The 25,450-nt window shown below is 31.5% G+C and carries 22 protein-coding genes; 8 read left to right on the forward strand and 14 right to left on the reverse strand.

Features of this window, described 5'->3' with window-relative positions:
* Positions 1 to 36 precede the first annotated feature (36 nt).
* The gene (locus ACFSSB_RS05095; RefSeq protein ID WP_379901660.1) at positions 37 to 828 is read left to right on the forward strand and encodes an SDR family oxidoreductase; all 792 of its coding nucleotides are present in this window, start codon (positions 37 to 39) and stop codon (positions 826 to 828) included.
* 72 nt (positions 829 to 900) lie between these two features.
* On the opposite strand, the gene holA is transcribed toward ACFSSB_RS05095, so the two are convergent.
* On the reverse strand, positions 901 to 1,905 hold the full coding sequence (holA, locus tag ACFSSB_RS05100; RefSeq protein WP_379901662.1) for a DNA polymerase III subunit delta: 1,005 nt from the start codon (positions 1,903 to 1,905) through the stop codon (positions 901 to 903).
* 119 nt (positions 1,906 to 2,024) lie between these two features.
* On the opposite strand from holA, the gene ACFSSB_RS05105 reads away from it, so the two are divergent.
* The 3 genes from ACFSSB_RS05105 (at position 2,025) to ACFSSB_RS05115 (ending at position 4,522) form a co-directional block, all read left to right on the forward strand.
* Positions 2,025 to 2,474 (forward strand): type I restriction enzyme HsdR N-terminal domain-containing protein, encoded by a 450-nt coding sequence (locus ACFSSB_RS05105; RefSeq protein WP_379901664.1) that lies wholly within the window; start codon positions 2,025 to 2,027, stop codon positions 2,472 to 2,474.
* Positions 2,475 to 2,536: 62 nt separating this feature from the next.
* The gene (locus ACFSSB_RS05110) at positions 2,537 to 3,514 is read left to right on the forward strand and encodes a glycosyltransferase family 2 protein (RefSeq protein ID WP_379901666.1); all 978 of its coding nucleotides are present in this window, start codon (positions 2,537 to 2,539) and stop codon (positions 3,512 to 3,514) included.
* Positions 3,515 to 3,619: 105 nt separating this feature from the next.
* Positions 3,620 to 4,522: an OmpA/MotB family protein gene (locus tag ACFSSB_RS05115; RefSeq protein ID WP_379901668.1), complete on the forward strand. Its 903-nt coding sequence runs from the start codon at positions 3,620 to 3,622 to the stop codon at positions 4,520 to 4,522.
* Between the two features lie 277 nt (positions 4,523 to 4,799).
* Here the strand turns inward: ACFSSB_RS05115 and ACFSSB_RS05120 are convergent, their stop codons facing one another.
* Positions 4,800 to 5,150 (reverse strand): VOC family protein, encoded by a 351-nt coding sequence (locus tag ACFSSB_RS05120; protein WP_379901670.1) that lies wholly within the window; start codon positions 5,148 to 5,150, stop codon positions 4,800 to 4,802.
* Between the two features lie 56 nt (positions 5,151 to 5,206).
* Positions 5,207 to 5,827, reverse strand: a complete 621-nt coding sequence (locus ACFSSB_RS05125; protein WP_379901672.1) for an L-threonylcarbamoyladenylate synthase — start codon at positions 5,825 to 5,827, stop codon at positions 5,207 to 5,209.
* Between the two features lie 32 nt (positions 5,828 to 5,859).
* Between ACFSSB_RS05125 and ACFSSB_RS05130 the strand changes: the two genes are divergently transcribed.
* Positions 5,860 to 6,735, forward strand: coding sequence for an alpha/beta hydrolase fold domain-containing protein (locus tag ACFSSB_RS05130; protein ID WP_379902139.1), 876 nt, complete (start codon positions 5,860 to 5,862; stop codon positions 6,733 to 6,735).
* 47 nt (positions 6,736 to 6,782) lie between these two features.
* Here the strand turns inward: ACFSSB_RS05130 and ACFSSB_RS05135 are convergent, their stop codons facing one another.
* Positions 6,783 to 9,125 (reverse strand): ATP-dependent helicase, encoded by a 2,343-nt coding sequence (locus ACFSSB_RS05135; RefSeq protein WP_379901674.1) that lies wholly within the window; start codon positions 9,123 to 9,125, stop codon positions 6,783 to 6,785.
* A 221-nt stretch (positions 9,126 to 9,346) separates the two neighbouring features.
* Between ACFSSB_RS05135 and ACFSSB_RS05140 the strand changes: the two genes are divergently transcribed.
* Positions 9,347 to 10,909, forward strand: coding sequence for an FMN-binding glutamate synthase family protein (locus ACFSSB_RS05140; protein WP_379901676.1), 1,563 nt, complete (start codon positions 9,347 to 9,349; stop codon positions 10,907 to 10,909).
* On the opposite strand, the gene ACFSSB_RS05145 is transcribed toward ACFSSB_RS05140, so the two are convergent.
* The 7 genes from ACFSSB_RS05145 to ACFSSB_RS05175 all read right to left on the reverse strand — a co-directional run bounded on the left by ACFSSB_RS05145 (position 10,902) and on the right by ACFSSB_RS05175 (position 19,176).
* The gene (locus tag ACFSSB_RS05145; RefSeq protein WP_379901678.1) at positions 10,902 to 11,645 is read right to left on the reverse strand and encodes a LytR/AlgR family response regulator transcription factor; all 744 of its coding nucleotides are present in this window, start codon (positions 11,643 to 11,645) and stop codon (positions 10,902 to 10,904) included. The genes ACFSSB_RS05140 and ACFSSB_RS05145 overlap by 8 nt on opposite strands.
* 4 nt (positions 11,646 to 11,649) lie before the next feature.
* Positions 11,650 to 14,448, reverse strand: a complete 2,799-nt coding sequence (locus tag ACFSSB_RS05150) for a sensor histidine kinase (protein WP_379901680.1) — start codon at positions 14,446 to 14,448, stop codon at positions 11,650 to 11,652.
* 278 nt (positions 14,449 to 14,726) lie between these two features.
* Positions 14,727 to 15,146: a hypothetical protein gene (locus ACFSSB_RS05155; protein WP_379901682.1), complete on the reverse strand. Its 420-nt coding sequence runs from the start codon at positions 15,144 to 15,146 to the stop codon at positions 14,727 to 14,729.
* Between the two features lie 144 nt (positions 15,147 to 15,290).
* Positions 15,291 to 15,722 carry a hypothetical protein gene (locus ACFSSB_RS05160; protein ID WP_379901684.1) on the reverse strand — a complete coding sequence of 144 codons (432 nt, stop codon included), beginning with the start codon at positions 15,720 to 15,722 and terminating at the stop codon, positions 15,291 to 15,293.
* Positions 15,723 to 15,813: 91 nt separating this feature from the next.
* Complete coding sequence (locus tag ACFSSB_RS05165) at positions 15,814 to 16,506, reverse strand: putative metal-binding motif-containing protein (protein ID WP_379901686.1); 693 nt, start codon at positions 16,504 to 16,506, stop codon at positions 15,814 to 15,816.
* Positions 16,507 to 16,510: 4 nt separating this feature from the next.
* The gene (locus ACFSSB_RS05170; protein ID WP_379901688.1) at positions 16,511 to 17,311 is read right to left on the reverse strand and encodes a prolipoprotein diacylglyceryl transferase; all 801 of its coding nucleotides are present in this window, start codon (positions 17,309 to 17,311) and stop codon (positions 16,511 to 16,513) included.
* 8 nt (positions 17,312 to 17,319) lie between these two features.
* The gene (locus ACFSSB_RS05175; RefSeq protein WP_379901690.1) at positions 17,320 to 19,176 is read right to left on the reverse strand and encodes a T9SS type A sorting domain-containing protein; all 1,857 of its coding nucleotides are present in this window, start codon (positions 19,174 to 19,176) and stop codon (positions 17,320 to 17,322) included.
* A gap of 311 nt (positions 19,177 to 19,487) precedes the next feature.
* Between ACFSSB_RS05175 and ACFSSB_RS05180 the strand changes: the two genes are divergently transcribed.
* On the forward strand, positions 19,488 to 20,006 hold the full coding sequence (locus ACFSSB_RS05180) for a DUF7935 family protein (RefSeq protein ID WP_379901692.1): 519 nt from the start codon (positions 19,488 to 19,490) through the stop codon (positions 20,004 to 20,006).
* Between the two features lie 5 nt (positions 20,007 to 20,011).
* On the opposite strand, the gene ACFSSB_RS05185 is transcribed toward ACFSSB_RS05180, so the two are convergent.
* Both ACFSSB_RS05185 and ACFSSB_RS05190 read right to left on the reverse strand, forming a co-directional pair.
* Positions 20,012 to 20,923, reverse strand: a complete 912-nt coding sequence (locus ACFSSB_RS05185; RefSeq protein WP_379901694.1) for a patatin-like phospholipase family protein — start codon at positions 20,921 to 20,923, stop codon at positions 20,012 to 20,014.
* Positions 20,924 to 20,933: 10 nt separating this feature from the next.
* The gene (locus ACFSSB_RS05190; RefSeq protein WP_379901696.1) at positions 20,934 to 22,916 is read right to left on the reverse strand and encodes a M1 family metallopeptidase; all 1,983 of its coding nucleotides are present in this window, start codon (positions 22,914 to 22,916) and stop codon (positions 20,934 to 20,936) included.
* Positions 22,917 to 23,053: 137 nt separating this feature from the next.
* Here ACFSSB_RS05190 and recG point away from each other — a divergent pair, with 137 nt between their 5' ends.
* Positions 23,054 to 25,156: an ATP-dependent DNA helicase RecG gene (gene recG / locus ACFSSB_RS05195; protein ID WP_379901699.1), complete on the forward strand. Its 2,103-nt coding sequence runs from the start codon at positions 23,054 to 23,056 to the stop codon at positions 25,154 to 25,156.
* On the opposite strand, the gene ACFSSB_RS05200 is transcribed toward recG, so the two are convergent.
* Entirely contained in the window at positions 25,151 to 25,432 is a 282-nt protein-coding gene (locus ACFSSB_RS05200; RefSeq protein WP_379902141.1) for a winged helix-turn-helix transcriptional regulator, read from the reverse strand. The genes recG and ACFSSB_RS05200 overlap by 6 nt on opposite strands.
* Between the last annotated feature and the right edge of the window lie 18 nt (positions 25,433 to 25,450).

The following is a 25,450-nucleotide window of genomic DNA, read 5'->3' on the forward strand; positions in this document are numbered from 1 at the left end:
ATAAATATTCATGTATGCGTAGCTAAAAAATATAATATGACATTTAACAACAAAGTAGTTTGGATTACTGGAGCTTCTAGCGGAATTGGCAAAAGTTTAGCCATTACACTCTCTAATGAGAATTGTAAATTAATACTGTCTTCTAGAAGAAAAGAAGTATTAGAACAGGTGAAAAACGAATGCAATACCCCTGAAAACATTTCTGTTTTACCTTTAGACTTAGCAGAAACAGATACGCTTAAAAACATAACAGAAACTGCTATTGCTTGCTTCGGAAAAATAGATATACTTATTAATAATGGAGGTATTAGTCAACGTTCATCAATAATAGATACTTCTATTGCTGTAGATAGAAAATTAATGGAAGTTGATTATTTAGGTACTGTAACACTAAGCAAAGCTCTTTTACCTCATTTTGTTGCTAATAAATCGGGTCATTATGTTGTTGTTTCAAGCTTAATGGGAAAATTCAGCTCTCCTTTTAGATCGGCTTATTGTGGAGCAAAACACGCATTACATGGCTTTTTTGATGCACTGCGTTTAGAACACTATAAAGACAATATTAAAGTAACCATGATTTGTCCTGGATTTGTAAATACAGATGTTGCTAGAAATGCATTAACAGCAGATGGAAGCAAACAAACACATCAAGATGAAATGACAGAAAAAGGTTTAACTGTAGATGTGTTTACTAAAAAAATGATTCACGCTATTAAAAAAGAAAAATTTGAAGCATATATTGGTAAAAAGGAAACATTCGCTATTTATTTAAAGAGAATCTCGCCTAGATTATTACATAAAGTTATTTTAAAAAGTAAAGTACGATAAGAGTTAAATTATGCTTGTATAAAATTCATTTTTAGCTTGTTGAAGACTATACTCGTGTGGTTAGATTGCAAATTAATTCATGATTCTAACCAGCAATTCTTTTAGCAAATCTCCTTGCGAAACAGAATTACTACCAACCCCTTTACTCTTTACATCAAACTCGCGTAAAACTGCAATTACCTGACTTACTTTTCGCATAGGATAATTTCTTGCTGCATCTAAATATTCATTTACAAAATAAGGATTAACTCTAAGTGCAGAAGCTACATTTCTAGGATTTTTATCACTTAAACCATGTAAGTGTAAAAGCTGCGAAAAGAAACTAAAAAGCAACGAAACTGTTAACACCATTGGGTTATCTTTAGGATTGTCTGCAAAATAATGAGCTATTTTATGCGCTTTCATAATATTGCGCTCTCCTACTGCTTTACGTAACTCAAAATTATTGTAATCTTTACTTATTCCTATATTTTCTTCAATATGATCTGGTGAAATTTCGGTTCCTTCAGGTAAAACAATTTTAAGTTTATTTAACTCATTGTTTATTTTACTTAAATCGGTTCCTAAAAACTCCACAAGCATTTGTGCTGCTTTTGGAGAAATAGTATAATTCTTTCCAGAAAGCACACGACGTATCCAATCTGCTACTTGGTTTTCATATAATTTTTTGCTCTCTAAAACAACACCTACTTTTTTAATAGCCTTATATAAAGCTTTACGTTTATCTATTTTTTTATACTTATAGTTAAACACTAAAACGGTTGTTGGTTGCGGATTTGCAGCATAAGCAGCAAGTTTTTCTATTTGTCTAGACAAATCTTGAGCCTCTTTAACAATAACCACTTGACGTTCTGCCATCATTGGGTAACGCTTAGCATTACTAACAATATCATCTATAGTTACATCACGACCATAAAGCACCATTTGATTAAAACCCTTTTCTTCTTCGGCTAAAACATTAGCTTCAATATAATCAGAAACTGCATCAATATAATATGCTTCTTCTCCCATTAAAAAATAAATAGGTTTCAGGTTTCCTTTTTTTATGTCTATTATTAGTTGCTTAACTTCGTCCAAAGTAATTACATTTTCATTATCAATATCTAAATTCCTATAGCAAAACCTTAGGAATTTGAGATTTGTAAATTGGGATTTTCAATCTGTTCGTTTACCTTTGAAAAAACTCAAATTCTACAATGCAAGAGCTTAACTTTTCAAAGTTTTCGTTTCGTTTCAAAAATAGCGAAAATAAAACGCTTATTTATGATGAAATACGCAAAAAATTTGTGGTTTTACAACCTGAAGAATGGGTAAGACAACATTGCGTACAATATTTAATGCAAGAAAAAGGATTTCCTAAATCGCTAATAAACGTAGAAAAAGAACTAAAAATAAACAACTTACGCAAACGTTATGATATTGTTGTTTTTAATCCTGATGGTAGTATTCATTTAATTGTAGAATGTAAAGCAGCTAAAATTAAAATTGACCAAAGTACTTTTGATCAAATTGCACGTTATAATTTAGCGCTTAACGCAACCTACTTAATGGTAACTAACGGAATTAATCATTATTATTGCGAAATGGATTTTGAAGCAGAGTGCTATCATTTTTTACAAAACATACCAGATTACAGTAGGAAGTAAACAGTAGGCAAAAATAAATATTCATGCATTTGCGTGATACCTCTTTAAACTAATAAATAACATTGAAAATAGCAGTAGTCATATTAAATTGGAACGGAAAAGAACTTCTAGAAAAATTCTTACCTTCTGTTGTTACCTATTCACAAGAAGCTACTATATATGTAGCAGACAATGCTTCAACAGACCATTCTGTAGATTTTATAAAAACCAATTACCCAGAAATTAAAATCATTCAGAATACAGAAAACGGAGGCTATGCTAAAGGATACAACCAAGCATTACAACATGTAGAAGAAGATATTTTCTGCCTTTTAAATAGTGATATTGAAGTCACCAAAAATTGGCTCTCTCCTATTCTTCAAGAATTTAAAAACAATCCAGAAACAGCTATAATTCAACCAAAAATTTTAGACTACAAAAACAAAGACCATTTTGAGTATGCTGGAGCTGCTGGTGGATTTATAGACAAATATGGCTATCCGTATTGCAGAGGTAGAATATTTAACAGCATTGAAAAAGACCAAAACCAATACCAAGACACCACAATTTTTTGGGCTTCTGGTGCATGCTTTTTTATTAAAAAAGAAGTATTTAATGCTTTAAATGGTTTTGATGAACGCTTTTTTGCGCACATGGAAGAAATAGATTTATGCTGGAGAGCTTTTAACCTAAACTACAAAACAAAATATATTGGCGCTTCTACAGTATATCACGTTGGTGGTGCAACTTTGCAAAGCAGTAATCCTAAAAAAACCTACCTTAATTTTAGAAACAGTTTATTCACACTAACCAAAAATGCTTCTGGTGTATTATTCTTTTTAATCTTTACAAGATTGGTACTAGATGGTGTTGCAGCCATCTCCTTTTTATTTCAATTTAAATTTTTACATATCCTTGCAATATTTAAAGCGCATTTTAGTTATTATGTTGCATTACCAAGATTATTAAAAGAAAGAAAAACAATTTCCAACAAAAAACTATACTACCAAACAAAATCTATAGTTTGGTCTTATTTTATTCAAGGAAACAAGACCTTTTAATTGTTTATAAAAATGTTAAAATTTTTGTTAACAGTTTATTTTAGTACAATTCTTTTGCATAATTTTGATATGTTAAATTAAACTATTTAATCTATTCATTATATTATGAAAAAAATGTTATTACTAAGTGCATCAGCACTATTGCTTTTAAGTTCATGTGTATCAAAAAAAGAATTCACAGCTTTAGAAGCAAAGCAAAAAGAAACTCAAGACCTATTAAATACTGCAACTGTTAAACTAAACTCCTGTCTAGAAGACAAATCTGCTGTAAGCGCAAGAGTAGCTGCATTACAAGATCAGTTAGCTAATTTAAAAGAAACAAACAAAGACTTAATACAAACCACACAAGGAATGACTGTTTTAACCACAAAAGGAGCAGAAAACCTTGAGAAATCATTAGAAAGCTTAAAAGAAAAAGACCTTAAAATTTCTAGATTACAAGACGCTTTAACTAAAAAAGACAGTGTTACACTTGCCTTAGTTACAAGTTTAAAGAAAGAAGTTGGTTTAGATGACGAAGACATTCAAATTAACGTAGAAAAAAGCGTTGTTTTTATATCTTTATCAGACAAGTTATTATTTAAAACAGGTAGCTACAATATTTCTACAAGAGCAAAAGAAATCTTAGCAAAGGTTGCAAAAGTAATCAACAGCAAACCGGACTTTGAAGCAATGGTAGAAGGACATACAGACAACGTACCTTACACAAGAGAAGTGTTAGTAGACAACTGGGATTTAAGTGTAAAACGTAGTACATCTATTGTAAGAGCATTACAAGAATTAGGTGTAAAACCAGAACAATTAATTGCTGCAGGACGTGGTGACCACTTACCATTAGTACCAAATGATACTGCAGAAAACAGAGCAATTAACAGAAGAACAAAAATTTATATTCTTCCAAAAATCGATCAATTTTATGAAATGATTGAAACCGAAATGAAGAACCTTTCTACAGAACAAAATGTAGAGAAAGAAAACATTGAAGAGAACGAAGAAAACCAAGACTAAAAATATTTAGAACATATTTTTATTAAAAGCTCAACTTTAAGTTGGGCTTTTTTTATGGCGTTTCTTTTTACAATTCTGTCTGGTTAAAAAAACCTTACAGTATTGCAAAAAGTCAGGCTTTCAAGGCTCGCTATCAAAGATGAGCTCAAACAAACCTTTCTATCCTTAACGCAAATACATCTTGATTTGGCTTACCTTATTTAGTTTTATTTTTTAAAACTAGATTCAGAATCTAAAGTATTAAAAGACATTGTTGCTTTCGTAGTTATAACACGAACTAGACATCATGACTCCAAACAGCAAGTTCATTACCAGAAGGATCTAAAAACTGAAAACGCTTTCCTCCAGGAAAAGAAAAAGTATCTACACTAATTTTTCCGTTAGCTGCAATTACTTTTTGTTTTACCATTTCTAAATCTTGATGATATAAAACCACTAAAACTCCATTTACTATATCAGTATCTGTTTTTTCAAAACCACCTTCTACTCCACTATCTGAAAAAGCGATATACATTTCGCCATAATCTGTAAACGACCAACCAAAAACTTTAGAATAAAATGATTTTGTAGCATCTAAGTCTTTCGCTTTAAATTCTATGTAGTTGATGTGGTTGCTGGTTGGTTTCATTATTTAATTGTTTTATTTATTCCTGCTTCACTATGCAAATTAATTGCCATAAAGCCTTATAAAATATCTAAACTCCCTTTTCCTTCTCTAACAATAATTGGATCACCTTCAGAAAAATCAATAACTGTAGAAGCTTCATTATCTCCATAACCTCCATCAATTACTAAATCTACAAGATTATCCCATTTTTCTAAAATAAGCTCAGGATCTGTAGTATACTCTAAAATAGTATCTTCATCACGAATAGATGTAGAAACAATTGGGTTACCAAGCTCTTTAACAATTTCTAAGGCTATATTATTGTTTGGCACACGTATACCTACCGTTTTTTTCTTTTTAAAAACAACAGGTAAGCTTTTTGCGCCTGGAAGAATAAAAGTATAAGGACCTGGTAATGCTCTTTTTAATATTTTAAAGGTAGAAGAATCAATTTGCTTTACGTAGTCACTTAAATTACTTAAATCTTCACAAATAAAAGAAAAGTTTGCCTTTTCTAGCTTTACTCCTTTTATTCTTGCTATTCGTTCTAAAGCTTTGGTATTAGTAATATCACAACCTAAACCATAAACAGTATCTGTAGGATAAATTATTAAACCTCCTTTTTTTAAAACGTCAACAACTTTCCTAATCATTTTACTATTAGGGTTTTCCTCATAAATCTTTATAAATTGAGCCATAATAAGTATCTTTAAAAATCGTTTACAAAGTAATTAAATTATTTATTATGAAAACCATCTCAAATACTTTATTCTTACTAACGCTATTGTTTTTTACTTTTTCATGTGATAGTACAGATGAAAATGGTAGTACCAATAACGAGCAACTAGCATATTATGAAGAATTAAATATTGCTTATGGCACAGATAGCAATCAAGTATTTGATTTATATCTTCCTGCAAACCGAACAGAAGACACTAAAGTAATGCTACTAATTCATGGTGGAGGATGGACTTCTGGTGACAAAGAAGATATGAATGAATTTAAAAATTACATTTTACAAAACATACCAGATATTGCTGTGGTTAATATAAATTACAGATTGGCAGATGAAAACACACCAGCCTACCCAATGCAAATAAATGATATTACTACAGTTATAAATTATTTAAAAAACAGACAAAGCGAATATGTAATCTCTGATGATTTAGGATTTGTTGGTGCTAGTGCAGGCGCACATTTATCTATGCTTTGGAGCTATGCTTTTGATACAGATCAACAAACAAAAATGGTTTGTAGTATTGTTGGCCCAACAAACTTTACAGATCCTGCATACCTCAACAGTACAGATCCTATACTAGAAGCTATTTTAAACACCTATGGTCTAGATACATCTACTGCCTTTCTTGAAGGAGTGAGTCCGTATCACCAAGTAACAGCATCTGCTCCTCCTACTATTTTATTTTATGGAGGTCAAGATCCTTTAATACCAACAACACAAGGTACAAGTTTAAGAGACAAGTTAGAAGACCTTGGTGTTATACATGATTTTACACTGTATGAAAACGAAGGTCATGGATGGACAGGTTTAAACTTATTAGACACTACTTTTAAACTACACGCCTTTATTGAAGCACATTTAAATTAGTGTTTCAACTTAATATCTATTTTGAAATAGCGTAAACCTTAAACAAACTAGCCAACAACCTCTAGCTTAGCAAAACGAAGCAATAGTTTTTTAACTCCACCAGTAGCAAACTTAATTTCTGCTTTTACATCTGCTCCTGCTCCTTCTATTTTTAAAACTTCACCTTTACCAAAACGCATATGTTTAACAATACTACCAACTCTTAACTCTCCGTCAAACAAGTTCGTGTTTTCATTAGTAGCACTACTTGTTTTACTTACAGGTTTTAAGTTTTTTGGTGTAGAAATTTTAAATTTCTCTGGTTCTTTTTTGGTTCCTACTTTTTTCTTGAAAGTAAGTTCTTTAGGTTTTTTAAATCTAATTTTATTAGGCTCAACGTCTCCAAAAATATCAGAAGAAAGCATTGGGTTTATACGTCTTTCGTCTTTTGGTGTTAAGTTTTCTACAAAAGCATCATCAATTTCTTCAATAAAACGACTAGGTTCTGAGTCTACTAATTTTCCCCAACGATAACGAGATAAAGCATAGGTTAAATACGCTTGTTTTTCTGCTCTTGTAAGTGCTACGTAAAACAATCTACGTTCTTCTTCAAGCTCACTACGCGTATTCATACTCATAGCACTTGGAAATAAATCTTCTTCTAAACCAACAATAAATACATTGTTAAACTCTAGTCCTTTTGCCAAGTGAATAGTCATTAATGCAACGTGATCTGCATCACCTTTATCTGAATCTAAATCTGTAGCAAGTGCTACATCTTCTAAAAATTCTGCTAAAGAGTCACCAGCATCTGCTAGTTCCATTTGTCCTTCCACAAAATCTTTAATACCATTTAAAAGCTCTTGCACGTTATCTAAACGCGTAATCCCTTCTGGTGTTCCGTCTTTATTAAATTCTCTAATTAATCCACTAGACTTGGTAACATGTTCTGCTAAATCAAAGGCATTAGCAGTTTTATTCATTACTTGGTAACTTTCAATAAGAGTTACAAAATCACGTAACTTATTTTTTGTTCCGTTATTAATATTTATAGATACTTTATCTAGATTTTGAAGTATTTCAAAAATTGTTTTTCCGTATTTATTAGCAGCTACCATAAGTCTATCAATGGTAGTTTGCCCAATTCCTCTTGCAGGATAATTAATAATACGTTTTAAAGCTTCTTCATCTGCTGGATTAAGAATTAAACGTAAATACGCTGTAACGTCTTTAATTTCTTTACGTTGGTAAAAAGATAAACCTCCATAAATTTGGTATGGTATATCACGTTTACGTAAAGCGTCTTCAATAGAACGAGATTGTGCGTTGGTACGATATAATACAGCAAAATCACTATTGTGTTGTTGCTTGTTCATTTTTTCATCCCAAATGGTTCCTGCTACGTAACGTCCTTCGTCACCATCGGTTAATGAACGGTGTATTTTTACTTTTTCTCCTTCGTCATTTGCTGTCCAAACAACTTTATCTAATTTGGTTTTATTGTGTTCAATTACCGAGTTTGCTGCACCAACAATATTTTTTGTAGAACGATAGTTTTGCTCTAGTCGGTACATTTGTACATCTTGGTAATCTTTCTGGAAATTTAAAATATTATTAATATTAGCACCACGAAAGGCATAAATACTTTGCGCATCATCACCTACCACACATATATTTTGAAAACGGTCTGCTAACGCACGAACGATTAGGTATTGTGAGTGGTTTGTATCTTGGTACTCATCTACTAATATATAACGAAACTTATCTTGGTATTGTGCTAAAACATTTGGAAAACGAGTTAAAAGCTCATTAGTACGAAGCAATAAATCATCAAAATCCATAGCTCCTGCTTTAAAGCATCTATCTACATATTCTTTATAAATTTCTCCTATTTTAGGACGCCTAGCCATAAGATCGGCTTCCATTAATTCCGGATTTTTAAAGTATGCTTTTACAGTTATTAAGTTATTTTTATAAGAAGAAATTCTACTATAAATCTGTTTGGTTTTATATACATCTTTATCTAGGTTCATTTCTTTAATAATAGAACCCATTAAACGTTGCGAATCTTGCGTATCATAAATGGTAAAATTACTAGGAAACCCTAAATGATGCCCTTCAAAGCGCAAAATTTTAGCAAATACCGAGTGAAAGGTTCCCATCCATAAATTTTTAGCTTCATTACCTACAATATCTGCAATACGCTCTTTCATTTCACGAGCCGCTTTGTTAGTAAATGTTAATGCTAGTATATTAAATGAATCTACACCTTGATTCATAAGGTATGCAATTCTATAGGTAAGCACTCTAGTTTTTCCAGAACCTGCTCCTGCAATTACTATCATAGGACCATCTTTTTGAATGGTTGGTGCTAATTGTGCTTCGTTTAATTGACTTAAATACTTCTCCAAATCTCTTTCCTTTTATAAAGCGTGAAAATAATCAATCCGTAGCTTTTTATGCTTCCTAATTATTAAAAATTATAAACAATTATAGATTATATAGCGCACTTGTTTTTACTATTGGTTTTTTAACCTTTTTATCTCTTGTTATTAACTTTAAAATGGATTTTTTATTTTTTATAAAGTACATCCCTTTTTAATTTATATTTTTGAAGAAACAATACATTTTTATGGATACCATTCTCTCTTTTTTAAGTTCTATATCTTGGTGGATGTGGATTATTGTAGTTATAGTACTAGTAGCTATTCGAGATCTTTTTTTTCAAAAAGCACATACTATAAGTAATAATTTCCCTGTTATTGGTCATTTTAGATATATTCTTGAAAAAATTGGTCCTGAGCTAAGACAATATTTAGTTGCAAATAACAGAGAAGAATTACCATTTAATAGAATTGAACGAGGTTGGATTTACGCTTCGGCAAAAAAAGAAAACAACTACGAAGGTTTTGGTACAGATAGAGATATTTACTCGCACCAGCATATTTTTATTAATAATGCTATGATGCCTTATCAAATACCAGAAAACCATCCTAATACAGAAGATCATTGCTTTTTGCCTTGTGCCAAAGTAATGGGTGCATATAACAAACGTAAAAAACCATTTAGACCAGGTTCTGTAATTAACGTATCTGCTATGAGTTTTGGCTCACTGTCTGCAAAGGCTATAGACTCTTTAAACAAAGGTGTTAAAATGGCTGGAGCGTACCATAATACTGGTGAAGGAGGATTATCTCCTTACCACAGTAATGGTGGTGACGTCATTTTTCATTTTGGAACAGGATATTTTGGTGTTCGTGCTGCTGATGGTGGATTTTCAATGGAAAAAATGCTTCAATTAATAGAAGAAAACCCTTTTATTCGTGCTATTGAAATAAAACTATCACAAGGAGCAAAACCAGGAAAAGGTGGTGTTTTACCAGGAGCTAAAATTACTCCTGAAATTGCTAAAATTAGAGGTGTTGAAATTGGTAAAGATGTACTCTCTCCTCCTAACCATAAAGCTTTTAGCAATGTACCAGAAATGGTAGATTTTATAGAATTACTTGCCGAAAAAACAGGATTACCTGTTGGAATAAAAGCTGCCATTGGTAAATTAGAACAATGGGAAGAGCTTGCAAACATCATGAAAGCCACAGGAAAAGGTCCAGATTTTATTACTGTAGATGGTGGCGAAGGTGGTACTGGAGCTGCTCCTCCAAGTTTTGCAGATCATGTAAGTTTACCTTGGGTTTACGGTTTTGGTGATTTGTATAAACTTTTTCAAAGCAAAGGACTAAGTGAACGTATTGTTTTTATTGGTAGTGGTAAATTAGGCTTTCCTGCAAAAGCTGCAATGGCATTTGCTATGGGAGCAGACTGTATAAACGTTGCTAGAGAAGCCATGATGAGTATTGGTTGTATTCAAGCACAAGTTTGCCATACCAACAAATGCCCAAGTGGTGTTGCTACGCAAAGTAAATGGTTACAAAACGGTATTGATCCTACTTTAAAATCGGTTAGATTGTCTCAATATTTTAAAACATTTAGAAAAGAGTTTATAGAAATTACACATGCAGCTGGTTATGAGCATCCTTGTGAGTTTACCATGAATGATATTGAAGTAAATGTAGACGACCACAATTTAGCTAAAGAATTAAGCGGAACCTATGGTTATGAAAAAACTCCTGTACCTTTTAATGGCATGCAAGCCTTAAAAGACTGCATGTATTTAGGAGGTAAAAAAACTAACTAAACAAGCCTAAAAAGGCTTTTTTATTGGTTTTAGAAATTGGCACACGATAGTCATTATCTAAAAGTATATAACCTTCATTTTCAAAATGACGAACCTTTTCAAGGTTTATAATATGTGATTTATGACATTTAAAAAACGTGGTGTTAAGTAGTTTTTCAAACTTACCTAAATTATACGAACTTGTAATAGTTGTATTATTTATAAGATGTATTTTGGTATACCCTTCATAACCTTCTAAATGCAAAACCTCATCTTGTGGTAAAAAAGAAATTCCTTTTTGTGTTGGCACAATAATTTTGTTGCTTTTAGAGATGTTTTCTTCTAATACACTAAGTAGTTTAGAATTACTTTCACTTTCTTTTTTTAGTTTAATGATATCTAAAGCCTTATTAACAGCAAAAACCAAATCATCATTATCTATTGGCTTTAGCACATAATCTATAGCAGATTTTTTAAAAGCTTTAAGAGCATATTCACTATATGCTGTTACAAAAATAACATGAAAATGAACCTCTTTTAAGCGCGCTAGTAACTCAAAACCATTAATTCTTGGCATTTCAATATCTAGAAAAAGAAGATTTGGCTTTTCATCTATAATAGCTTGAATAGCATCTTCTGGTTTTTGAAAAGCTCCAGAAACATGAATGCTAGGAAACAAATTTTCTAATTTACGTTGCAATCCTTTTAAGTTTGAAATCTCATCATCTACCAATATGGCTTTTATATTTTCACGCATTGCTTTATTTTTTCTTAATTAAAAAAACCGACTGATTTCCTTTATCTAATTTGTTAGCATGTAATTCTTCTTCACTATAGCTTATCTCCCATTTTTCAGAGTAATTTAAAAAATGTAATCTATCTTTTAAAACGTTTGAAGATTTCACATCCTTGTTTTGCCTTTTTTTAGTGTTTACAAAACCTACTCCATCGTCTATTATTTCTACTTTAAATGTTTGTGCATCTAAATAGATAAAATTTAATGTTATTAATCCGTTTTCTACTTTATTAAAAATGCCATGGTTTACCGCGTTTTCAACTATAGGTTGTAAAAGCATGGTTGGTATTTTAGTGTTTTGCACATCTAATTTAGCATCTACATTAATGGTAAAACTAAGCTTTTCTTTAAAACGCAGTTTTTCAATTTCTAAATACGCTTTAAGCAGATTAACTTCTGTTTCTAAACTTATTTCGTTTTCTTTTGATAGCGCAAAAAATTGACGAATTAGTTTTGAAAACTTTACTAGGTACAACTCTGATGCTTCAAAATTATTTTCGCCTATATAATACTGTATTGCTGATAAAGAATTAAACACAAAATGCGGATTCATTTGCGAGCGTAATGCTTTAAGCTGTAACTCGCTCAATCGTTTATCTTCAAATATTTTTTTGTTTTTATTAAACTGTGATCGTTTTACAAAAAACCTAGATAGTAATGCTACCAAAACAACACCTAAAAACACAACCAAAGCCTTAAACCAATAGGTTTGCCACCACAAAGGCTTAATAATAAAGCATACTTGTTTTTTTATAGCATTAGCATCTATATACAAAACATATTCTCCTGGAGCTAAATCATTAAAGTTAAAACTATTTGTTGTGGTAGTAGTCCATTTTTTTTGAATGGGATCTAATTTATACTTAAATGAAAAGTCTTTGGTGTTAGAAGAAAAATCGATATTAGAAACGGTAACGTTTAAGTTATTATTCTTTTTGTAGTAAAAAACAGAATTATCTTCTGAAATATCTTGGTTATTATATTTAGCTGCTTCTACATAAACATCTAATAAAAGAGAACTATTCTTACTATTTTTAGGCAAAATTGCAATACCATTATTTGTACCAACAAATAGGTTAGTATCATCTACATATATTTTATAAATATGGTTTGTAGGCAAACCATCACTTAAAGTAAAGTGTTTAATAAGCTGAAAATTATTATCTTTTTTTATAAACTTTAAAACACCAGAATTGGTTGCCAACCACAATGTATTATTATTTACAAAAGCCTCTTCTACTATTAAAAAATCTGTTTTAGGTAAAGGTTTTATGGTTTCTAAATCTGAAATAAAAGAACCAAAACCATCTGTATTAATTAGCAGGTGAGAATCATCTATTTTGTTTAAACTTAAAATAGATTTATTAAAGGTTTTATTCTTAAAAGTTACAGGTTGCAACGAATCGTTTTTAATTTCTTTTAATCCGTTTGTAGTTGCTATTAGCAATCGGTTTTTAAAGTTTAAAATATCATTAGCACCTTTTTGTTTAAATTCTTTTTTAATCTTTAAAGGCTTTAAATTTAATCGATTAATTCCGAAGGAAAAGTTTGCATAAATTTCCCCTTTAAAATAAACAAACTTACGCCCTATTTCATTGGTTAGCATTTCTAACTCATAGAACTTAGAAACATCTACACTGGTTTTTACGCCATTTACATCTTTAATTAAAGCATTTTCAAAAGAGTAAAAATTAGCATGTATTTGCTCTATATGGCTTGCTTCAAAAACATAATCCTTCTTTTTAATGAATTCTTGAAAGGATTTTTCTTTTTTGTCATAGATATAAAACCCTTTTTCATAAACTCCAACTATTAAATTACCATCTATTATATTGAAACTTTGAATTTTATTATCTAGCAATTCATATTTCACCTGTTGTTTAACAGCTGGTAATTTATAAACTCCGTTATTAAAGGTAGCTAGCCAAATGGTATTTTGCTTGTCTATAAAGCCAAAATGCGCTTGTATGTTTTCAGGAAAAAAATAAGGATTTATTATATTAAAATTATCATCTAATTTAGCTACAAAGCCATTTCCTGAAACTTGTAAGGTATCATTTACCAAATTTATTCTAAGGTATTTTACTTCCTGAACACCTATAGCATTTAATAAATTAACTTTTTTAACTTTTTGAGTATTTAAATTAATTATAGAATAATTATTACTGGTTGTCATAAAAAACAAACTATCGTTTAGCTGACCTCTAGATCCCGATTTACCATAAACACCTGAGGTAACAACACTAGCTATTTTATTTTCTTTTTTATCATAAAAACTTAATACTCCGTCAGCTTTAAGAGATAGATTAGAAACAAAACGATTTCTCATTTTTAATCTTTCTTCTTGTAAATTATAAAAAGGAAAGGTGGTTTCACCAACCCATTGGTTATTTTTTAAAGAAAATGTTTTTTCAGGTCCTGTTGGATAGATAGAATCACCAATTTGAGATGAAAATATAGGATTCATTATTTCTCCTTTATTTATATTAGGAAAAGAAATAACCGTATCCCTTTCTACATAACCAAGTTTTGCCGCTTTAGATAAATACCAAACCTTACCATCTGAAGTGGTAAAAGCATCCCAAACATCATTAATTGGTAATCCGTTTTTTGTAGAAATCGTCTTAAAAGTTTTACCATTATACTTTACCATTCCTTTATCTGTTAAAAACCAAATAAAGCCTTTAGCATCTTGCACAATAGTATATACATGATTACTTGGCAAACCATCTTTTGTAGAGTAATTGGTAAATTGTTGCGCCAAGGAAATTGTAACCGAAAAACACAACAAGAAAGCAAGCACATATTGTTTTTCTGTCTTTTTAAAAAAACCAGACAAATTGATAAGAAAACACCATATCCAAAAAGATAGTATTGTGATATTATGGTGTTTACTTTGTTTCAATAGTATTTACTTTTATGTTGTATTACAAATATAATGGTTTTGCAGTTGTTTTAACCTCTTAGATCTTACATCCATTAACCGCTTCAGAATTAGACTATTTCTCTATTACTTTTATTTTATAGTATCTTAAAATGTATCTATAAAACTTCATCAATAATAACACAAAACTCGACTTCAACTACTCCATAGACAACATCCAATCGTACTTCATCTCCTACTGATGTTCCTGCGCGTTGACAAGTTACTGTTACCGCTTCTAATTCAGCCCCATTTATAGAAATCCAACCAGTTCCAGTTTCATCTAGCGCTATGACATTAGTTGTAAAAAACAACGTTGGAGAGCTTGTAAACGATGCTATTTCTATTCCCGGAGCACCATAAGGTCCGTTACTTGCATTCGGAAAATATTGTGTATTTAATTCAGATTCCGCAATTAATGTTTGGTCATTATTATTGGTATCTAAATAAGAGAATCCTTGATAATTACATTGGTCCTGATTAGTTGCATCATTATTAACATCATCATCATTGTCACAAGATATGATAGTGCATAACAAAAATATTAAAAAGCATATTTTTCTCATTCGTATTGTTTTTAAGGTTTATAAAAGTATAATCCACATCTACTGTTCTCTCTATAGATTTTCCAGTATTCCCCTTACCATCTACACCAACAACATTAGAAGTGGATTTGTTATTTTTTAATGGTATAAATCTATTACAACACAATACTCAGCTTCTAAACCTGACCCAGTAATATCGTATCTAAATTCTTCTCCTATGGCGTTACCAGCTCTCTGACAAGTTACATTTACATTATAAATAGTACCATTAACACTTAGCTGACCTCCTCCCGTTTGTCCGTCTGTTACGACTAAAGTTACAAACCAAAAATTCCCTGGATCGCTGGATTTGTATATTTCCACTTCTGGACCATTAGATGATGTGTAATAAAAATCTGTGGTTAAATCAGATTCTGCAATTAATGTTTGCGTATTGTCTGAAGTATCTAAAAAAGTAAATCCGGCAAAATTACAATCGTCTTGATTGACTGCGTTATCATCATCATTATCACAGTTAAATAATACTAGTGTTAAAATTAATAGACAAAGCGTTTTAAATGTTGTTTTCATAATCGTTAATTTGTTTTTATAATAGTTAAACATTTCCCTTATATTAAAAGAGAAAAAAATTGTTACGGTTTAATGGATTCTTTTTTTATTATTAAAAAAGCTCATCTGTTATTCCGTCGCAATCATCATCGATCCCATTTTCAACTTCCACAGCATAGGGATACACTTCTGCATTAGTATCATCACAGTCTAAATTATTATGCACTCCAACTGCTGGTGGTGGTAACGCGCTACCAGCTCCATAACCATCGCCATCTGCATCGGTATAATATTCCATAAAATCGACATATCCATCACAGTTATCGTCTATATCATTACCAACTATTTCATCTGCTTTCGGGTTTATCAGAGCATTGGTATCATCACAATCGGCATTATTATACACCATACCATTTGGAGCAGGGTCGCCAAAATTAATTTCAAAAACATTTCCAGCATTTGGATCTCCAAACCCATCATTATCAGAATCTTTATAAATAGTAATTCCGAAAAGGTCGTTACAGTTTTCGTCTACGTTATTATCTGGAATTTCTGTTGCTCCAGGATTAATTGCTGCATTGGTATCGTCGCAATCGCCTCTATTAGTCACATAACCATCTGGAAAATTATCATCGTCATAAATAGTCCCGTTTCCAACAAAGGCATCACCATAACCATCTCCATCTATATCTGGCCAAAAGGTAGATTGACCATCTGCTGGTCCCGTACATCCAGCACCTATTATAAATACGGCAGCAACTAATAGTATTGCTGGTAAAATTGTTTGTAATACATGTCTTTTCATAATTTTAAGTATTAAGGGTGTTTACGTTATTTTGTTTATAAAATTTATAATAGAAATAGGCAGCTAAACTTATTAAGCAAAGTGCTATAAATTGTGAGTGTGATAGTATGTTATCTATAACAAAACCTCTATCGTCTCCTCTAAATAGTTCTAAAACCCCTCTTCCAAAAGCATATAGCATTAAATAAATCAGGAAAACTTGACCATTAAATTGTTTGTACTTTTTAATGACTAATAAGGTTGACATAATTGTTATTAACAGTGTTACTTCATATAATTGTGTTGGATGCACCGAAATACCATGTGTTGTTGGAAAAATAACTCCTACACCACTATTTGTTGGAGAACCATAACAACAACCTGCTGTAAAACAACCTAACCTACCAATTGCATGAACTATAGTAGTAGTGATTGCCAGTATGTCTAGCATAGGTAAAACCGAAATGTGATGTCTTTTTAAATACCATACCACATAAGGAATGATAACCACAAACGAACCATAAAACACAAAACCTCCAGAAAAATTATTTAATAACAAACTCGGATTATGAACGTATGTCAAAGGATCTTGCAAATAGAAAAACAACTTTCCACCAACAAAACCTGCTATAAAAATCCCATAGAAAAAAGTATTAGAAAGATTGGTTATCCCTAATTCTTTTTTTGCGCTCCACTTGGTGTAAAGCGCTGCTATTAAAGTACCCAACGCTATTAGGATAGCATAAGAATATACTGTTATTTGCGCTACACCTAAAAGGCTTGTAAAGAAATCTGACAAATGAAATTTAAATAGTTCGGGGTACATTTATTACGTTACTGTTTTATTATTTTTTTAGTGGAAACACCTTCCTTCGTTCTTACTTGTAAAAAGTATAAACCATTAGCTAGGTTGTAAGTATGTAAGGTGTTAGTTCCTTTTTGAAGCTGTCCTTGTGTAACTACTTGCCCATTTACAGAAACGATGTTATAAGGCGCTTCTTCTTCCACGGAAACCGTAATTTTATTTTTTGTAGGATTGGGATAAACAGTAAACAAACTTTGGTTTCCTGTAATTTCATTAACAGAAAGTGTTGCGTCAATTTGTGTTGTTGCTGTGTTTGTTATAATTGGTAAGTTATAATCAAAATAAATAGCTGCTGTATTAGAAATAATATCACCAACAACAAAGGTGTTCTTCGGTTTTATTCTGTAAAAAATCCATCCATGACTTCCTAGCTCATCGGTTGTGCTATCTGCTAGGTTAATACCGTTAAAAACAAAATCTACTTCATTACCATTACTAATAACTGTATGAAAGTTATGGCTTGCTGCTATTGGTTGAAACGTACTCCAATCAAAAAATGCATCCAAAGTATTTTCAACCGTAATATTAATTGCCGAAGCTGTTCCGGTATTTTGAAACCTAATAATTACTGTTAGGTAATCATCTGCTTGACTTTCTGAAATTAATGGACCTTCTAGAATGGTTATATCATTAGGGTCATAAGAACCGATAGTAATCTGATTAAAAGTATACGAATTATTAGTTGGTGTAGCATCTCCAGCTATTGGAGTAATAGAAGTTGTGTACGCTAAAACATCTCCATTGTTTACTGTTGGTGGCGTAAAAACATTAAAATGAACATCTATCGTTCTTGTTTCTAATGGCATTAAGCTTAAATAATTCCAACTTAATGAATTTACTGTGGTTGTATTTGGAACTGTAGAAGCATTTAAATAGGAAACACTAGTATTATCATAGCTTAAATCTACTATTCCGCTTAAAGGAGTAGTTCCAAAATTAGTATATTTTATTTGGTAAGAAGTATTAAAACCTGGTCTAGCCTGCGTTGTAGGTATTATATTAACAAGTACATCGTTTGCCACTGCATTTGGCGTTATACAAAAATCTTGATTCGGAAAACTATTAACTCCACCACTAACTACATTGGTATAATTTATTGGACTAGCATCATAAACAGCATGGTTTGTTTGTGTTACAAAATTCCCTGTTATGTTTTGCGTTTCTACTTCAAACGCACCATTAGCATCTGTAAACACATTAAAACTGATATTTGAGTTTGTTTCGTTTACTTGAATTGGATAATTTTCTACTGTTGTAGTAGAGGTTGCGCAACCATCGTTATTAACATCTAAAGAAACGGTACCACTAAAGGTATTTGCAATTATTTCTTGAAAACCTACATTATCTACTATAAACTCTTGCTCTGGTCCATACTGACCTTCAAATTCAACATAGTAGGTTCCGCTAGTTGCGACAGAAAAATTGGAAGAATTACAAGTATCTAAATAACCTCCTGTTTGACACGTGTTCAATCCAACATTAGCAATTGTTGTTCCTCCTACATCTTTTAAAGTGCTACTCCAAAAACCACCTAGAGGCACCTCTCCCGTCATCATATCAAAACTTACATTTCTATAGTCTGTATATAATTTATAGGTTTTACCAGCTTCTAAATAAAATTGGGGCGTACTAAGAACATAATCCCTAGTATATATTCCTGAAATACTAAAATACATTTCGCCATAATCGGCATAAATACTAATATCCGTACCTGTTACAGACCAACCAGAAGTATCTGTATCAAAACCTCCATTTGGAATTAATACCGTTTGCGCTTGTGTTACACTTGAAATAATTAAAGCAAGTAATAGTAGTGATTTCTTCATAATTCTTAAATTTTAAACATTAAACAAAGCTTTCATTTGATTGCTTATCATATCTATATCCAAAAACGAAGTAAAATGTTACCTCTTTTACCTAAAAAATAAAATCGCCAGCAAAAAAAACGGTTATTCTACTGACGATTTAGGTTAACTGATTAATAGCTAGCGCAAATTAACTTGTAATACAAGACCTACATATATACATTCAAGGAATACATGTCTTGATTTAATGAAAGGCACTTTTCATTCAAGCAACAGATAATTTGTGCTATTATAAAAAACAACTTATGTTTGTAACTGTATATTTTAAAATTATGGAACAACAACTTTTTAATCTATTAATGTATATCATTCCTGCTTTAATAACAGGAGTTATTGCGTATTTGTTTTTTAGAGAACACGTACAAAACGAAAACAACCGAAGAACCTTTTTAATGCATAAAGAATTGCAAAAAGAAGCTTTTCCGTTACGTCTACAAGCATACGAGAGAATGGTTTTATTTTTAGAGCGTATTACGCCTTCTAAACTACTTTTAAGAGTACAACCTACTTCTTCTAACAAAGAAGATTATGAGTCGTTACTAATAGCGTCTATAGAACAAGAGTTTGAGCATAATTTAGCACAACAAATATATGTTACTGACGAGTGTTGGAATGTTATTAATGCGTCAAAAAATGCTACAATTCAATTAATACGCAAAGCGGCTTTGTTAGAAAAAACAGATTCTGCTAACAAGCTTCGCGAAGTAGTTTTAAGTGAAATGATGGAAGGACACGCTCCTAGTCATGCAGGATTAGCTTACATAAGAAACGAAGTAAGCAAACTAATGTAATTGCATTAATATTTTACAGCTACAACACTAGAATCTTTACCATGCTTTGTTTCTGCATATAAAAAACCTTCTAACCACCAAGCTGTCATTAATTTTTTACTAAAAATCAAAGAGTTTTCGGTAAGTTTTGTTGGTGTAAAATATAAATTAAGCTTAACATTTCTATGTTTTGCTGCTAACTTACCTATAGCAATATCACTTTTTTCTACCTGATCTAACAAATGACCAAACAGGTTTATCATTAAAGAAAAGGGATTTTTACCAAGTACCTTATTGTATTCTAGATTTTCACTTTCTAAAATAATAGCATCTACTTCTGTTGCACCACGTGAAATAGCTTCACGAATAGGTACTACACAACCAAAAGCACCATCTGCATACTCAAAACCATCTACTTTTGCTAAAGACATAAACGGAATATAATTACAAGATATCCAGATCCAATTACAAAACTCCTCATAACTAAAATCTTTAATAGACTTATACTCTACTCTATTTTTAGAAAGATTAGAAACCGTAACCACAACATCTTTTCCGCTTGCTTTAATGGTATTAAACTCTTCTTCTAGAAAGTTTCGTTTAATATGTCTTCTTAAACTTTTACTCTCTCCAAAAGTTCTTTTTCTTTTTATAAATTGCCATAACGAGTTTAAATAATTAATAGAAACAAACTCTCTACCATCTTTTTTGTGCTGTATAAAAGGGTTTACACTAAAAATATTGTGTTGACTAACATTAGTAAACATACCATGCAGTTTACTAATATTATTTAATGCTAAATGTGGTACCAATAGGCTTCCTGTAGAAGTTCCTAAATACATATCATACTCGCGTTTTTCTTGTTCTATTAAATATTGTGCTACGCCACCTGCAAAAGCCCCTTTACTTCCACCTCCAGATATTACCAATGCTCGCATGAATTTATTTTTAGTTTGTTATTTTTAGGTTTTCGTTATTTTTTTCAAAAAAAGCTTTTGCAAACTTTTTTAAACGCCAATTATGGTGTTGTTCTGCTTCTTTATAGTGATTTATTATTTCTTGATTTATTATTCCTAAAGAATCTAAAAAGGTAAATGCTTGCATTCGTATTTCAAAATTAAATACTGGCGAAGTATACCCAATTAACTCTTTTAAATAGGTGTTCTTTTGGTCTACAGCATAATCTGGCGTTACTAAAGCTAGCGTTAACCAAAGCAATCTAACATTTTTATTAGGTAAACCTATAACAGAACTTGTTTTATCTAAATACACACTTCTGTCTTCTGGAAAATTTAACCAAAGATTATATAAAGCAGCCTCTTTTGTTACATAAGACGCATCCTGTAAAAGCGACTCATACTCTTTTTTTAGTGCAAAAGGAATAGTAGACAAGTTTTGAGCTATTGTTTGTCTAACTTTTATACTGTTTTTAAATACTTCGGAAGTAATTTTATCTGGTACTTGCGAAATGATTTTACTCTTTGCTTTGTCTGAAATACCCGAGGTTAAATAATAATCACACTTTGCATTTACAGCTTCACAATCTACCATTAAATACTCTGTAATATACGCTGATTGCCTTTGTAGTGAAGCTATTACTTCTTCATAATAAAAAGTCTTATCCTGTAACCACTTAGTTACAAAAGCACTTAAATCTTGATTACTTGCCTTTTCTACTTCTGTTATAAAATTAGAAGTTTCTACATTTTTAAAAGCATATTTATTTAAATAATTTTTAACCGCTAGTTTAAAAGCTACATCACCAACTTTTTCATGAAGCATATGTAAAACCACTGCTCCTTTTTTATAAAAAGTAGTACTACTGGCTTTTGCATTCATTAGCGCTGTACTTGCTCCTGCACGATCTTGAGCTGCTAACTCTTCTACATACTCATAAAGTCTCCAATAGTAATAATCGTCACCAAAAACGTGTTTTTCGGCAAGTAATGCATAATAAGTTGCAAAACCTTCTTGTAACCAATGGTGCGTTCCAGAGGTTTCGGTAACCAAATCACCAAACCATTGGTGCGCCAACTCATGCGCATTAACATTTACGTAGTTTTTATCTACAAATGCAGTTTCATCTATCATAAAAGCATCACTAAAAATGGTACAACTCGTGTTTTCCATTCCTGCATATAAAAAATCATGTACAGGAACTTGTTTATAGTTTTGCCAAGGATATGCTACACCTATTTCATCTTCTAAAAAATCGAACATTGTTTTTGTATACCTATAGGTTGGTGTCACTTTAAGTGAATCTTCAGGATAGTAATACATTTTTAAAGGAATGCCACTTTTTGAAACCTCTACCTTTTCATCATATTTACCAACCACCACAGCAGCAAGGTAGCTAGCCATAGGTTTTTGCATATCATATTTCCAGAGTATATATGATGGTGTATCGTTTTTTAAAACTAATTTTCCGTTAGAAATCACCTTGTAATCGGTTGGAGCAGCAAAAGTAAGATCAAACTCTATCTTGTCATTCATATCATCTATGCTTGGCAACCAATTACTTGTGTATTTCCCTTGTCCTTGTGTCCAAATTTGATTTCTAGCTTCATTTTCCCATCCAACAAAATACATCGCTTTTTTAGGCGAAGCAAAAAACAAAAATTGCAATTTATTATCTTGAGAAGGCTTGAATTTATTAAAGATTATCAATTTATTTCCTTCATTTTTATAAAGCACTTTTTTTCCGTTTAACGAAACATTTTTAAACTTCATATTTACAGCATCCAAATAAATAGAATCTGTTTTTTTTAAAATATCAAAAGTTGTTTCGTACGAGTCATACACAGTAGAATCTATGCGAATTTGATTAAAAAATACAACAGCATCTACTTTTTTATAGTCTACAATTTCTGTTTGTTGCGCATGCACAAAAACCGAAAATAAAATTAAAAAGATACACAGAATTCCTCTCATAAATGTTTTACTAGCAACCATTACGCCAAAATACATATAAGTTTTGCCAATTTAAAATTACAACAAAACTAAAATCTATTAATTAACAAGGCTTTTATAGATTCTATTTTTAAAAGGAATTGTTTAATTTCGCTTTTATGAGTATAAACTTGCAAACTCCTATAGATTATTTAAAAGGTGTTGGACCAAATCGTGCAGATTTGCTTCGCAAGGAATTAGGTATTCACACCTATCAAGACTTACTTAATCTTTTTCCTAATAGATATATTGACAGAACTCAGTACTACAAAATCAATCAACTACAACGCAATAATGCGGATGTGCAAGTCATAGGAAAAATAATCAAGTTTGAAGAAATTGCTCAAAAACGCGGAAAAAGACTAGTAGCGACCTTTCAAGACGAAACAGGAACCATGGAATTGGTTTGGTTTAGAGGACAAAAATGGATTAGAGAAAGCCTAAAACTAAACACAACCTATGTGATTTTTGGAAAAGCCAATTGGTTTAATGGCAAGTTTAATATGCCACATCCAGATATAGAATTACAAAAAGAGCATGAGCAAAATTTACGCTCTGCCATGCAAGCTATTTATCCTTCTACCGAAAAGCTATCGAATAAGGGAATTACAAATCGTGTAATGACCAAAATCATGCAACAGTTATTTTTAGAAAGTAAAAGAAAATTTGCCGAAACGTTACCTGATAATTTACGTGCAGAATTAAAATTAATTTCAAAACCGGAAGCTATTTTTAATGTCCATTTTCCGAAGACTCCAGAGCTACTTTCTAAGGCACAATTTAGACTCAAATTTGAAGAATTATTTTACATACAATTACAGTTAATTTTAAAAAATTTAATCCATAAATCTAAAATAAAAGGATTTCCTTTTCCTGTAGTTGGTGATTATTTTAATTCCTTTTTTAAAGACCATTTACCCTTTGAATTAACCAATGCACAAAAACGCGTTTTAAAAGAAATTCGTCATGATTTAGGTAGCAATGCACAAATGAATCGCCTTTTACAAGGAGATGTAGGTTCTGGCAAAACAATTGTTGCGTTAATGTCAATGTTAATAGCGCTTGACAACGGTTTTCAAGCTTGCTTAATGGCGCCAACTGCAATTTTGTCAGCTCAGCACTATAATGGCTTACTTGAATTATGTAACGACCTAGAAATCAGTATAAAACTATTAACAGGCTCAAGTAGTACTTCAGAAAGAAAAATCATTCACGAAGAACTTGAAAATGGTAAATTACAGATACTAATTGGTACACACGCTCTACTTGAAGACAAGGTGAAATTTAAAAATTTAGGACTAGCAATTATTGATGAGCAGCACAGATTTGGAGTAGCACAAAGAAGTAAATTGTGGAAAAAAAACACCTCTCCTCCACACATTTTAGTAATGACTGCAACACCAATTCCTAGAACTTTAGCCATGTCTGTTTATGGCGATTTAGACATCTCTATAATTGATGAATTACCTGCTGGAAGAAAGGCTATAAAAACAGTACATAGATATGATGCAAATAGACTAAAAGTGTTTAAATTTATTCGCGATGAAATTGCTAAAGGAAGACAGATTTATATTGTCTATCCATTAATTCAAGAAAGCGAAAAAATGGACTATAAAGACCTAATGGATGGCTATGCGAGTATTGAAAGAGACTTCCCGAAACCAAAATATCAAATCTCTATTGTGCATGGTAAAATGAAACCTGCAGATAAAGATTTTGAAATGCAACGCTTTATTAAAGGCGAAACACAAATTATGGTAGCCACTACAGTTATTGAGGTTGGTGTTAATGTACCAAATGCTTCTGTAATGATTATTGAAAGCGCAGAACGCTTTGGATTAGCACAATTACACCAATTAAGAGGTCGTGTTGGTCGTGGATCGGAACAAAGCTATTGCATACTCATGACAGGACATAAACTTTCTAACGACAGCAAAACTAGACTAGAAACCATGACCAAAACTAGTGATGGTTTTGAAATTGCTGAAGTAGACTTGCGCTTAAGAGGTCCTGGAGATATCATGGGAACCCAGCAAAGCGGTATTTTAAACCTTAAAATTGCAGACATTGTTAAAGATAATGACATATTGCAGTTAGCACGTTTTCATGCTAAACAAGTGCTTAGCAAAGACCCTTCTTTAGCTGCTATAGAAAACCAAGTGATTTTAAATACCTATAGAGAAATGAGCAAGTATAGAAATATCTGGAACTACATTTCATAATAAATGCTTAGCATCTTCTAAACCCCATTTATCTAGGCTACGTAGCACGTTTTCAAGAGATTTCCCTCTAGCGGTTAACGAGTATTCTACCTTTGGTGGCACAACAGGATACACTTTTCTTGTAATAAGATTATCTTTTTCTAACTCACGAACGGTTTGTGTAAACATTTTATTTGAAATTCCTGGAATGTGTTTTTGCAATACTCCAGAACGCAAACCTCCTTCTAAAAGATGAAACAAAATCAATGGCTTCCATTTTGTTCCTATTAAATTCATGGTATAATGTAACGGACA

The sequence above is a fragment of the Lacinutrix gracilariae genome (genome assembly GCF_042684485.1).
GTDB lineage: Bacteria > Bacteroidota > Bacteroidia > Flavobacteriales > Flavobacteriaceae > Oceanihabitans > Oceanihabitans gracilariae.